General features: G+C 60.9%; 12 protein-coding genes and 1 tRNA gene. 8 read left to right on the forward strand and 5 right to left on the reverse strand.

What is annotated here, in order from left to right:
* Positions 1–84 precede the first annotated feature (84 nt).
* Positions 85–945, reverse strand: coding sequence for an N-formylglutamate amidohydrolase (locus AC2FMY_RS07925; RefSeq protein WP_496748445.1), 861 nt, complete (start codon positions 943–945; stop codon positions 85–87).
* 148 nt (positions 946–1093) lie between these two features.
* On the opposite strand from AC2FMY_RS07925, the gene AC2FMY_RS07930 reads away from it, so the two are divergent.
* From AC2FMY_RS07930 to AC2FMY_RS07960, 7 genes are all read left to right on the forward strand, one after another.
* Positions 1094–1168 (forward strand) — tRNA-Val (locus tag AC2FMY_RS07930).
* Positions 1169–1260: 92 nt separating this feature from the next.
* Positions 1261–1386: a type B 50S ribosomal protein L36 gene (gene ykgO / locus AC2FMY_RS07935; RefSeq protein WP_068338904.1), complete on the forward strand. Its 126-nt coding sequence runs from the start codon at positions 1261–1263 to the stop codon at positions 1384–1386.
* 131 nt (positions 1387–1517) lie between these two features.
* The gene (locus AC2FMY_RS07940; RefSeq protein WP_496748446.1) at positions 1518–2270 is read left to right on the forward strand and encodes an SDR family NAD(P)-dependent oxidoreductase; all 753 of its coding nucleotides are present in this window, start codon (positions 1518–1520) and stop codon (positions 2268–2270) included.
* A 78-nt stretch (positions 2271–2348) separates the two neighbouring features.
* Positions 2349–3956 (forward strand): arylsulfatase, encoded by a 1608-nt coding sequence (locus AC2FMY_RS07945; protein ID WP_496748447.1) that lies wholly within the window; start codon positions 2349–2351, stop codon positions 3954–3956.
* A 116-nt stretch (positions 3957–4072) separates the two neighbouring features.
* On the forward strand, positions 4073–5089 hold the full coding sequence (locus AC2FMY_RS07950; protein WP_496748448.1) for a Fe(3+) ABC transporter substrate-binding protein: 1017 nt from the start codon (positions 4073–4075) through the stop codon (positions 5087–5089).
* Between the two features lie 120 nt (positions 5090–5209).
* Positions 5210–5764, forward strand: a complete 555-nt coding sequence (locus AC2FMY_RS07955; protein WP_496748449.1) for a helix-turn-helix domain-containing protein — start codon at positions 5210–5212, stop codon at positions 5762–5764.
* The gene (locus AC2FMY_RS07960; RefSeq protein ID WP_496748450.1) at positions 5761–6279 is read left to right on the forward strand and encodes a GNAT family N-acetyltransferase; all 519 of its coding nucleotides are present in this window, start codon (positions 5761–5763) and stop codon (positions 6277–6279) included. The genes AC2FMY_RS07955 and AC2FMY_RS07960 overlap by 4 nt, the downstream gene beginning before the upstream one ends.
* 115 nt (positions 6280–6394) lie before the next feature.
* Here AC2FMY_RS07960 and AC2FMY_RS07965 read toward each other — a convergent pair whose 3' ends face one another.
* On the reverse strand, positions 6395–8062 hold the full coding sequence (locus tag AC2FMY_RS07965; RefSeq protein ID WP_496748451.1) for an ABC transporter permease: 1668 nt from the start codon (positions 8060–8062) through the stop codon (positions 6395–6397).
* Positions 8063–8146: 84 nt separating this feature from the next.
* Complete coding sequence (locus AC2FMY_RS07970; RefSeq protein ID WP_496745757.1) at positions 8147–9367, reverse strand: phenylacetate--CoA ligase family protein; 1221 nt, start codon at positions 9365–9367, stop codon at positions 8147–8149.
* 137 nt (positions 9368–9504) lie between these two features.
* On the opposite strand from AC2FMY_RS07970, the gene AC2FMY_RS07975 reads away from it, so the two are divergent.
* Positions 9505–10335: a hypothetical protein gene (locus tag AC2FMY_RS07975; RefSeq protein ID WP_480750246.1), complete on the forward strand. Its 831-nt coding sequence runs from the start codon at positions 9505–9507 to the stop codon at positions 10333–10335.
* 4 nt (positions 10336–10339) lie between these two features.
* On the opposite strand, the gene AC2FMY_RS07980 is transcribed toward AC2FMY_RS07975, so the two are convergent.
* Both AC2FMY_RS07980 and AC2FMY_RS07985 read right to left on the reverse strand, forming a co-directional pair.
* Entirely contained in the window at positions 10340–11173 is an 834-nt protein-coding gene (locus AC2FMY_RS07980) for an ABC transporter ATP-binding protein (RefSeq protein ID WP_480750247.1), read from the reverse strand.
* A 115-nt stretch (positions 11174–11288) separates the two neighbouring features.
* Positions 11289–12572 carry an ABC transporter substrate-binding protein gene (locus tag AC2FMY_RS07985; protein WP_480750248.1) on the reverse strand — a complete coding sequence of 428 codons (1284 nt, stop codon included), beginning with the start codon at positions 12570–12572 and terminating at the stop codon, positions 11289–11291.
* Positions 12573–12629: the final 57 nt, after the last annotated feature.

Below are 12629 nucleotides of genomic sequence, written 5' to 3' on the forward strand. Positions count from 1 at the left end.
ACAGCCCGTCCTTTTCGATCAGACTAGGCGGGTTTTTGAAATGGGTCAAAACTCAGGATCGGCGCTGGCCCGAACTTTCTGGAATTACTCGGCGGCCAGAGGCACGGATTCCTGACCGATGGCGGCGATCTGCGCGATGACCCCGCGCAGCCTTTTGCGGAAATCACGGTAATGCTCGTTCGGCACGATCTGTTTTTCGTCGATATAAAGCGAGCGGTCGATCTCGATCTGGACTGCGTGCTGCTGACGGGAGGGGCGACCATAGGACTGGGTCACATAGGCCCCTGCAAACGGCGTATTGCGCATCACCCTGAAGCCAGCCTCGGCAAAAGCAGATTCGATCTGATCCACCACTTCGTTCGCGGCCGACGCACCGAAACGGTCACCCAGAACGATTTCGGGGCGGCCTGAATACTTGCGATCGATATTCGCCACCGCCTCGTGAGGCATGGAATGGCAGTCGATCAGGATTGCCTGCCCAAAGGCGCGATGCGACTCGTCCAACAGCGATTGCAAGCGGGCATGGTAGGGCCGCCAGAAAGCGTCGATCCGATGCCGCGCCTCGTTCATTGTAAGCTTACCGCGATAGATCGCGCGCCCGTTGGCCACAACGCGCGGGATCACACCCAAGCCCGAGGCCACACGCGGATTATGCCCGTACTGGCGGGCACCTTCGATCACCGCCGGGTCAAGCTCTTCGGCGCTGCGGTTGAGGTCCAGAAAGGCACGCGGAACGGCCCCCTTGATAAGCGGCGCGCCGAACTCCACCGCCGGTTCGAACAACAGATCGACAAACGCATCCTCGGACGAGCGAATCACATGGCGGTCCAGAACCGAACGCCGCAGCAGCTCCGGGGGATAGCTGCGACCACTGTGCGGCGAGGAAAACACCACGCAAGAGGTGCGATTCGCAGGGGTGCTGAGATGATAGGCGACGTTCTGCATGGATTCTCCTTGTCAGGAACGAACATAGACCGGAAAATTGTTCCGCCAAACCCCTTGATCCCCCCTGCGACTCCTTTTATAGACCCCTCCACCGGCGCGGGGTTCCGCGCCCCATTTCGTTATGGGGCAGGTCACGCAAAGGGAAAGTGGGCGGTTAGCTCAGCGGTAGAGCACTTCGTTGACATCGAAGGGGTCACAAGTTCGATCCTTGTACCGCCCACCATCTATTCACTGTTTCGGGTCCGACCCGAGGCACCCGCTAACCCAGGCGCTGGCCACGTCCTTGATGAAGGCGCCGCAGATTGGAGACAGACCATGAAGGTCAGGAACTCGCTCCGCTCGCTGAAGAACCGGCACCGTGACTGCCGGGTCGTGCGTCGCAAAGGCCGCGTCTATGTGATCAACAAGACGCAGCGCAAGTTCAAAGCTCGCCAGGGCTGAGAATTTCGCACATCTGTTTTTCTGAAAATCGCGCTCTCGGGCGCGGTTTTTCTTTTGCGGCTTGCCCATGGCCGGAAACCTCCTTTCAATTGCTCCGACGCATACAAGTATCGGGAAAGGAGTGCCGGCAAATGATCACCTTTGACTTTTCGGGCCGCGTGGCAGTCGTGACCGGCGCGGGCGGCGGCATGGGGTTGAGTATCGCCAACCGGATCCTGAGGGCGGGCGGCCGCGCCATCCTCATCGACGTCAAACCCGAACCCGAAGGGCTGGAAGGCGACACCGGCAACCGCCTGTATGCCCAAGGCGATCTGACCGATGCCGATTTCGTCACCCGGACCATCGACGCCGGCGCCGAACGGTTCGGGCGAATCGACTATCTGGCCAATGTCGCGGGCGTGTTGTGGTTCGACCGCGACGCCTCGCTTCTCGACATGGACCTTGCGGTCTGGGACCGGGTCTTTGCCATCAACCTCAAATCCATGGTGCACACCGCGCGGGCCGCGGTGCCGCATATGCGGCGCACTGGTGGGGGCGCGATGGTGCATTTTGCCACCACGCAATGCCTGCGCGGCGATCCGAAACCGCAGGACGCCTATTCGACCTCAAAGGCCGGCGTCGGGGCGTTGTCGCGCTCGCTGGCGATGCAACTGGCGGCCGAGAACATCCGATCGAATGCGATATATCCGGGGCTTACCCTGACGCCGTTGCAGGCGCGCTGGGATAGCGATGAAAAGGTGGGCGAAGCAGGCGGCTATGTACCGATGGGCCGGGTCGGCACGCCCGAGGAACTGGCGAATGTCGCGGTGTTCCTGCTGTCGGATGGCGCATCCTATGTCACGGGGATCGACATGCCGGTCGATGGCGGGCTTTTGCTAAAATGACATACCAGGAATAAGCGCAAGGCTCTTGCTCGCTTTGCCGCATCGCGCTTTCCTGTGCCCAGCACATTGGAGACCGCCATGTCAATCCGACCAAATGTGATCCTGATCCTCGCCGACGATATGGGTTTTGCCGATCTTGGCTGCACAGGGTCCGAGATCCGCACCCCGAATATCGACGCACTGGCCGCGAACGGGGCATTGCTTACGGCGATGTACAACTGCGCCCGCTGCTGCCCGACGCGCGCCTCGTTGCTGACCGGACTATACCCGCACAATGCCGGGATCGGACATATGGGGGCCGATCTGGGCACGCCCGCCTATCGGGGATTCCTGCGCGACGACGCCGCCACCATCGCCGAGCATTTGCGCGCCGCAGGTTATCGCACCTGCATGTCGGGCAAGTGGCACGTGGGCGGAGATTTCATGGCCCGCGAGGTCGACAGTTGGCGGGTGGGCGACATCGACCACCCTACCCCGCGCCAGCGCGGGTTCGACCGCTTCTATGGCATCGTCGATGGCGTGACCCATTTCTTTTCACCGCATTTCATGCTGGAAGATGACAGCCGCGTCGAAACCTTTCCCGATGATTTCTACTTCACCGATGCGATTACCGAAAAAGCCATCGGTATGATCGAGGAATCGGTGGCGATGGAGCAGCCGTTCTTCCTGTACCTCGCCCATACCGCGCCGCATTGGCCGCTGCATGCCCACCCCGAGGATATCGCCCGTTATGACGGGGTTTATGAAAAAGGCTGGGATGCCACCCGCACGACGCGGCATGAAACAATGAACGCGATGGGGCTGTTTCAAACCAACTGGCAGATCAGCCCCCGCGACCCGGACGTGATCCCGTGGGACGCCGAACAGAACCACGACTGGGAAGCACGCAAGATGGCAACCTATGCCGCGATGGTGGACCGGATGGATCAGTCTATCGGCACGTTGATCGCAGCCCTGAAGCGGCTGGGTCAGTTCGAAGATACCTTGATCCTTTTTCTCAGCGACAATGGCGGCTGCGCCGAATTCATGGCCGAGGACGGTTGGGCCAAATTCTTTCCCGACACCACCCATGACGGGCACAGGATTGCGATGGGCAACCGGCCCGATGTAATGCCGGGCGACGCATTGACCTATCAAAGCTATGACAAGCCCTGGGCCAATGTCTCGAATGCGCCATTCCGGTTGTTCAAGCACTATGTACACGAGGGCGGCATCTCGACCCCGCTGGTGGCACATTGGCCCAACCGGATCGGGGCGCGGCAGCCGGTGCATGCACCCTGTCATGTGGTCGATATCCTGCCCACCATTCTCGAAGTCACTGGGGCGCAGTATCTGTCTGATCTGGGCGGGCATCAGATCCAGCCCTGTCAGGGCGAAAGCCTGCTCGCGCTGTTGAGCGGCAAGGCGTGGGAACGCCAGCAGCCGATCTATTTCGAGCACGAGGGCAACTCCGCAATCCGGCTGGGTCAGTTCAAGCTGGTGCGCCTGCATGGGCACGATTGGGAGCTTTACGATATGGAAAGCGACCGTACCGAGCTCAACGACCTGATCCACGGCGAAGCCCGGCGCGCGCGCGATCTGACCCGGCAATATCAGGACTGGGCAGACAAGGCAGGCGTTCTGGACTGGAACATCGCCCTGCCCCGGCTTCTGGCAGCCTGGGACATGGACAATCCCGAAGGGTGAAGCCTGCGACGATTTATTCCGACTAATTCAGTCGGAATACCTTGCGTCGCCCGCCGACTCTGGTAATTGATAAAATCAGTCAGATAAAATTCACCCAAACCATGTTGGAACCCGCCATGATCAAGTCATCCACCTGTATCGCCGCTGCGCTGACGGCCCTTGTTGCCACTTCGGCTGCGGCCGAGGGAGAGCTGAACATCTACTCCTCGCGCCATTACGACACCGACGAACAGCTCTATTCCGAATTCGAAGAGGCCACAGGTATCATAGTCAACAGGATCGAGGGCAATGCAGACGAGCTGATGGCCCGGATGCAGGCCGAAGGCGCGAATTCGCCTGCCGACATCTTCCTGACCGTCGACACCTCGCGTCTGGCCCGCGCCAAGGAGGCCGGCATTCTGCAATCGGTCGACAGCGCGGTTCTGGAAGAGCGCATTCCCGCCAACCTGCAAGACGCAGACAACCAATGGTTCGGTTTCTCGCAGCGCGCGCGCATCATCTTTTTCGACAAGGCCGAGGTCGCCAATCCGCCCGTCACCTATCTGGATCTGGCCAAACCGGAATACAAAGGCCTGGTCTGCATCCGTTCGTCGACCAACACCTACAACCAGACCCTGCTGGCCTCGATCATCACCAACCACGGCGCAGACGTAGCCCGTGAATGGGCGGCCGGTGTCGTTGACAACATGGCCCGCGACCCGCAAGGCGGCGATACCGACCAGTTGCGCGGCATCATCTCGGGTGAATGCGAGATCGCCGTGTCGAACTCCTATTACTTCGCCCGTGCCCTGCGCAAGGATATCAAAGGACTGACAGCCGATATCGACATGATCGGCATCCAGTTCCCGGCGCAGGACGCGCAAGGGGCACATATGAACCTCAGCGGCGCCGGCGTCGCAATTCATGCTCCGAACAAGGACAATGCCATCAGGTTCCTGGAATATCTCTCCAGCGACTCGGCACAGGTCTACTTCTCGCGCGGCAATGACGAATTCCCCGCGGTGGCAGGTGTCCCGCTGGCTGAAAACGTGGCGGCGCTTGGCGAATTCAAAGCCGATGAGGTGAACCTGTCGGAGGTTGCAAAGAACATTCCAGAGGCGCAAAAGATCTTTAACGAGGTCGGCTGGAAGTAATCTGCCAGAAAATCGGGCAGAATGGGGCGCAGAGGGGTTCTCTGCGCCATTTTCTGTTTACTTTCCTTTCATATTCAGTGCAGAATTTCCGAAAATGTGAATATTTTTCGGAAATGAGATATGCTGGATGACCTGTCTCACCGCCTTTCACAGCACCTGAGAGAGCTGCGGCGGGGGCGCGGCTGGTCGCTGGATCAGCTTGCCGCGCAGAGCGGGCTGAGCCGGGCGACCCTGTCGCGGATGGAAAAGGGTGAGGTGAGCCCCACCGCCGAGAGCCTGGGCCGATTGTGCGCGGCCTTTGGCCTGCCGATGTCACGGCTGCTGATGATGGTCGAGGAAACCTTTGCGCCCAAGGTGCCCTATGAGCGGCAGACCGAGTGGACCGATCCCGAGACCGGATATACCCGCCGCTCGGTGTCGCCGCCCGCCGGGGGGCTGAGTGGCGAGGTGCTGGAATGCCATCTGCCGCCGGGCACGCGGATCACTTATGACGCGCCGCCGAAACCGGGGCAGGAACATCATCTGGTGATGCTCGACGGCGCCTTGACGTTGACCCTGGACGGCACCGCGCACCGTCTGAATGCAGGTGATTGCCTGCGCTATCACCTGTCCGGCCCCAACCGGTTCGAAACCGGCCCGCAGCGTGGCGCGCGTTATATTCTGGTGCTGATATGATTGCACTGGTGGGAGCCTCCGAATTGCCTGGCGTTCTGGACGATCTCACCGACATACTGCATGCCTGCGTTCACGCCGGGGCCAGCGTCGGTTTCGTCCTGCCCTTTTTCCGATCCGAGGCGCAAACCTATTGGCAAGACCGGGCCTTTCCGCCGATCCGGTCCCGCAACACCGACCTGTTTGTGGCATGCTCCAACAAGAAAGTGGTAGGCACGGTGCAACTGGCGATGGCAGCAATGCCAAACCAACTACACCGCGCCGACGTGGCCAAACTGTTGGTGCACCCCAAGGCGCGGCGGCAGGGTCTGGGAAGGGCGCTGATGCACGCGCTTGAGGCCCGCGCCCGCGCTCTGGGCAAAACGCTTCTGGTGCTCGACACCCGCAGCGGCGATCCATCTCAAACGCTGTACCAAGGGTTGGGGTTCGCGGTTGCCGGACAAATCCCCGGCTATTGCCGCAGCCCGTTTGAAAACATCTTTGAGCCGACCGCCTATATGTACAAATCCCTCACCTAAGCGCCCTGCTTCTTTCTGGTCGAAAATACCCCAGGGTGTTTGAGGGACAGCGTCCCTCAAGCAAAGAACAAATAAGAGCGCGCCGCAGGCGCACAATACCGGCAAGTGCCAAAGATCAAGGGCGTCGACCAACTTGACGGCAGATCAGGATCACCGGCAGCAGGCCCACGGCGAGGATCACCAGCGACGGCACCGCCGCGCCCTCCAGCCGCTCATCCGAAGCCAGCCGATAGGCCTGCACCGCCAGCGTGTCGAAGTTGAAGGGGCGCATGATCAGCGTTGCGGGCAATTCCTTCATCACGTCTACAAACACGATCAGCAGCGCGGTCAGCAGCGAGGGCGTCAGGATCGGCAGGTGCACCCGCCGCAGGGTGCCCAGCGGCGTCTGGCCCAACGACCGGGCCGCCGCATCCATATTGGCATGCACCATGCTCTGGCCACCCTCATAGGCGCTGAGCGCGGCGGCCAGGAACCGCACCATATAGGCCGCGACCAAAAGCCAGATGGAACCGGTGACCAAAAGCCCGGTTGAGATCCCGAAGGTTTCGCGCATCCAGGCGTCCAGCGCATTGTCGAAGGCGGCAAAGGGCACCATCAGCCCGACCGCGATCACGCCGCCCGGAACCGCATAACCCAGCCGCGCCAGATAGGCCGCCCCGGCCGCCTTGCGTCCCGGTTTCAGGCGCTGGAAAAAGCCCACGCAAATTGCGGCGCTGACCGTAACGAAAGCCGCCGTTCCAGCCAGAGTCAGCGAGTTGCGGATGAACCCGACGTAGCGTCGTGAAAGCAGGTCCTGTTCCGATTCCAGCCCCATCTGGATCAGGATCACGACCGGCAACACAAAGCCCAGAAGCACCGGTATCGCACACAGCACAAAGGCGGCGACCGACTGCCATCCCTTGAGCTCTGCCGCGGGCATCGTCGCGTGACGTTTGCCGGCCTGATAGTACTTCGCCTTGCCGCGCTGAGTACGTTCGGCCACGGCCATGACCAATGCAATCCCCAGCAGGCACAGCGCCATTTGCGCCGCCGCCGCACGGTCGCCCATCGAGAACCAGCTGGTATAGATGCCGGTAGCAAAAGTCTGCACCCCGAAATAGGCGACCGTTCCGAAATCGGCGATAGTTTCCATCACCGCCAGCAGGACGCCTCCAGCAATCGCCGGGCGCGCCATTGGCAACGACACCCGCCAGAACGCAGCCCAGGGGCTTGAACCCAGCGCGCGGGCCGCCAGAAAGGCGGTGGCACTTTGCTGCAGGAATGCGGCGCGGGCCAGCAGATAAACGTAGGGATACAGAACAAGAATCAGCATTACTGCCGCGCCCTCGGTCGAGCGGATTTCCGGGAACCAGTAATCGCGCGGCCCCCAGCCCGTCACCTGTCTGAGGGTCGCCTGCACGATGCCGGGGTGATCCAGCACGAATGTATAGGCATAGGCCAGAACATAAGCCGGAAAGGCCAGCGGCAGCACCAGCGCGATCTCCATCAGGCGCACACCGGGAAAGCGGGTCATCGTGACCAGCCACGCGGCACCGACGCCCAGACAAAAGGTACCGCCCGCGACCAACGCCACCAGAACGGCGGTCGTTCCCAGATAACGTGGCAAAACCGTCTGGATCAGGTGGGTGATCGTGTCTGTGCCGCCTGTCAGCGCCGCCAGCGCGACCGCGACCATCGGCAGCAGACAGGCCAGCGCGATAGCGTAGGCAAGCCCGCCCAGCACGCGCGTGCCCAGCGCGTTGCGGTGCCGTGTACCGTGTTCTGCGTATTCGATCTGAGCCATGGTCCCAACAAACAGCAAAGCGGGGCGTCATAGCGCGCCCCGCCCTTATTCGACCAATTCAGTCGGAATTACCAGAGGCAATGCTCAGTCGTAAACCCGCTGATCCTCGATCACCAAACCATCCTTGGGAAGGGTGCCGGGGGCGACGATCTCGACCGCGCCTTTCAGCTTGAGCACCTCGACCACCGACCGGGCATAGGCGGAACTGTCTTGGCAGGGGCTTTCGATGCGCACGGTCATTGTGTCCATTTCCCCATCCCGCGCGGCGATGACGCGCGCCTTGACGATCTCGGAGTGTTTTTCAACAAGCGCCGCCACCTGCTCGGGCCGAACGAACATACCCTTGATCTTGGTGGTCTGGTCGGCGCGACCCATCCATCCCTTGATCCGCAGGTTGGTGCGGCCACAGGGCGACTGCCCCGGCAGAATGGCGGACAGGTCACCGGTGGCAAAACGGATGAGCGGATAGTCTGGGTTCAGGGAGGTGACCACGACCTCGCCCACTTCGCCCGGCGCCACCGGCATTCCAGTGCCCGGAGTGACGATCTCGACGATCACATGCTCGTCGACGATCATCCCCTCCATCGCGGAACTTTCATAGGCGATATTGCCCAGATCCGCGGTTGCATAACTTTGCAGGCAGGTGATCCCCCGGTCGGCATACTCCTGGCGCAGGCTGGGAAACAGTGCGCCGCCGCCGACGGCGGCCTTGGAAAACTTCAGGCTGACGCCCATCTCGTCGGCCTTGTCGAGAATTACCTTGAGGTAATCCGGCGTCCCGGCATAAGCGGTGCACCCCACGTCGCGAGCGGCGGTCACCTGCAATTCGGTTTGCCCCGTCCCGGCAGGCAGCACCGCCGCGCCCACGGCGCGGGCACCGTTTTCAAAGATCATGCCAGCGGGCGTCAGGTGATAGCCGAAACAGTTCTGCACGATGTCGCCTTGCCCGATCCCGGCAGCATGCAGGAACCGTCCCATACGCCACCAGTCGTGATCGACACCGCCCGGTTCATAGATCGGACCCGGCGACTGAAAAATATGGGCAAAGCCATGTGCAGGCTTGACCGTGAAGCCGCCAAAGGGCGGATGCTCAGCCTGTGCGCGGCTCAACTCGGACTTGCGCAGAACGGGCAAATTCGCCAGCGCCTCGGGCGACGTGACCGCGTCGGCATCGATGCCAGCCAGCGAGGCAGAAAACCCGGCAGCGCCCTGCGCGCGGGCGATCTGTTGCGGCAACGCTTTGGAGAGATCGGCCGCGCGCTCGTCGGCGGACCGGGTTTCGAGAGCATCGAAATGCTGTGTCATGGATAAGCCCTCCATGCGCCGCGCGGGGCGCGACAGCTTGCCTGATTGAGATTGTATTGACGTTGGGGCAATTGATTGCATGCCATCGCATACAATTTGACCCGACCATATTGAGACGACTGAGAGAGGAGACCGACGTGACCGATTTCGACACCGCAGACCTGGACAGCAGGATCGCCTTTCACGACACGCTGCAAACCATGGAGGCGGATTTTTCGGGCTTTCACTTCGACACTTCGGAAACCGTCAACCGATTTTACGACCGGCTGGAAGAGCGCATCGCGCAAACCGGTGAAGAGAAATGGTTTTTTCTGGTCAACCTGCACGGAACCCGGATCGATCCCGAGGCCTGGCTGGCCTATTCCCGCCGGGGCAAGGCGTTGAACCTGGCGCATTCCATGGGCTCGGTCCGCTATGATCCCTCGGACGAAACGCGGACCCAGATCGAGCGCGCGGCCAACACCGAATACTTCGACCCAAACCTGTTTGCCAGCCGTGACGAAGCGCTGGACCGAATCACCCAGTTGCCCAGCACGCGCCGCAAGCGGGTGCAGCACGATCCGAACTATGTTCTGAGCGATTTCGTGCGCAGACTTTCGTTCGACGCTGACGCCGGGATCATGGACGTGAATTTTTCTCATTTTGTCTTTCATCACTCGCGCGACGTGAACGAGTTTTACGACTATATCGAGGAACGCATCGCCGAGACCGGTCGCAAATGGTACTTTCTGGTCGACCTCAACGGTTGCGAAATCCTGCCTGCGGCGTGGGTGCAATATGCCCATCGGGGCAAAAAGCTGAACACCGCGCATTCCCTTGGATCGGTCCGCTTCGCCGCGGGGTCCGAGACCGAGGCCGACATCCGTCTGCGTGCCGAAACCCAGGGATTTCGCCCCAACATCCGCAACACGCGCGACGAGGCGCTGGAGCGGATTGCCGAGATGAAAGCGGAAAGCGAACACGCCTGACCCCTCACAGCCACCGCTTGCGGCGACGGTACGAACGCACGTCGCGAAAACTTTTTCGGCCCTCGTCGGACATACCCAGATAGAACTCCTTCACATCGGGGTTCTCACGCAGATCGGCGGCGGGGCCGTCCATCACCACACGGCCCGACTCCAGGATATAGCCGTAGTGGGCAAACCGAAGCGCCACGTTGGTGTTCTGTTCCGCCAGCAGGAAAGACACGCCTTCCTTCTGGTTCAGATCCCTGACGATTTCGAAAATCTCTTCGACCAACTGCGGCGCCAGGCCCATCGAGGGCTCGTCCAGCAGGATCGTTTCGGGTCGCGACATCAGCGCCCGGCCCATCGCCACCATCTGTTGTTCACCGCCTGATGTATAACCCGCCTGGCTGCGGCGGCGTTCCTTGAGGCGGGGGAAATAATTGTAGACCAGCTCAAGATCCTGCTGAATCTTGCCCTTGCCGTCCTTGCGGGTATAAGCGCCGGTCAACAGGTTTTCCTCGACCGTCAGGTGTTCGAAACAATGACGCCCTTCCATCACCTGAATCACGCCCTTTTCCACCAGATCGGCCGGATCGCTTTCGTGGATGCTCTCGCCGCGGTATTTAATCGACCCTTTGGTGACCTCGCCGCGCTCGGAATGGAGCAGGTTCGACACCGCCTTGAGCGTGGTCGTCTTGCCGGCGCCGTTGCCGCCCAGCAGCGCTGTGATGCCGCCCTTGGGAACGGTGAGGCTGACGCCTTTGAGCACGAGGATCACGTGATTATAGATCACCTCGATATTATTGACCTCAAGCAGGGTATCAGCCTGCACTTCGGTGGGTGTTGCCGCATCCAGCATCAGCGCTTGTCCTCATGCCTGTCCCGTCATGCCGGGACTTGTCCGGTGCGGAGCGGCGGGCCTGCCGCCGCCCCTTGTTGATATGCGCCCCGGCCCGTGCCGGGGCACGTTCGGCTCAGTTGCAGCCCGCTTCGATGTTGTTTTCCGAAGCGTAGGCACCCGAGTCTTCCTCGATCAGCGCGCCGATCACTTCGCCGTCGGTCGGTTTGAAGTCCGAGATCAGAGACCAGGTCTTGTTGGCCGCATCCCACTGGGTCACACCTACCAGAGCGTCGCCGCCGTGGTTTTCGCAGTTGACCGAGAAGGCCGGGCCAAAGTTCGGAAGACCCAGTTCGGTCATCTTCTCCTGGCTCATTTCCAGCGCTTCCATGCCCGCGCGCATGTCGGACGAGGTGATGTCCGCATTACCCGAAATCTCTTGAGCCTTCTTGGCCGCTTCAGCAGCCAGCATGGCAGCATAAAGACCGCGGTTATAGAGCACCGAACCAACCTGATCGCCAGCACCGGCGGCCTTACCTGCATCGATCACATATTTCTGCAGATCGTCGTATAGCGGATAATCAGAGCCCACGTTGTGGAAGGTCAGCGCCTTATAGCCGTTGGCGGCCTCGCCTGCAGGCATGACGTCATGCTCTGCGCCCGACCACCAGATGCCGATGAAATTTTCCATCGGGAAGCGGATGTTGGCAGCTTCCTGAACCGCAACCTGATTCATCACGCCCCAGCCCCACATCAGGACATAGTCGGGACGGTCGCGACGGATTTGCAGCCACTGAGACTTCTGCTCCTGACCCGGATGGTCGACCGGTAGGGCGATGAGTTCATACCCGTGCTTCTTGGACAGCTCTTCCAGCGTGCGGATCGGTTCCTTACCATAGGCCGAGTTGTGATAGACCAGCGCGATCTTCTTGCCGTTCAGATCGCCACCGTTTTCATCCAGCAGATAGTTGATCGCGCCCGACGCACCATCCCAGTAGTTTGCAGGATAGTTGAAGGTATGGCTGAACACCTTGCCGTTCTTGGCCGAGGTGCGGCCATAGCCCATGGTGTGCATCGGGATATCATCTGCAGTGGTTTTGGGGATCAGCTGATAGGTGATACCAGTCGACAGCGGCTGATACACCAGCGCGCCCTGACCCTTGGTCGATTCATAGCATTCCACACCCTTCTCGGTGTTATAGCCGGTCTCGCATTCGATCACCTTGGCCGGTACGCCACCGATGCCGCCGTCGCGCTCGTTCAGCAGGGTGAAATAATCCGCATAACCATCGGCGAACGGAATGCCACCCGCCGCATAGGGGCCGGTCCGATAGCTGAGCGACGGAAACACGAGGTCTGCCATCGCCGGGCCTGCGGCCATCATGGCGCCCAGCGCCAGGGTTGCCAGTTTTGTCTTCATCGGGTTAGTCCTCCCTTGGTTTTGACCGATGTATCCACCCCGCAAATCCGGCCGGGG

The sequence above is a fragment of the Ruegeria sp. YKSE079 genome, assembly GCF_059612845.1.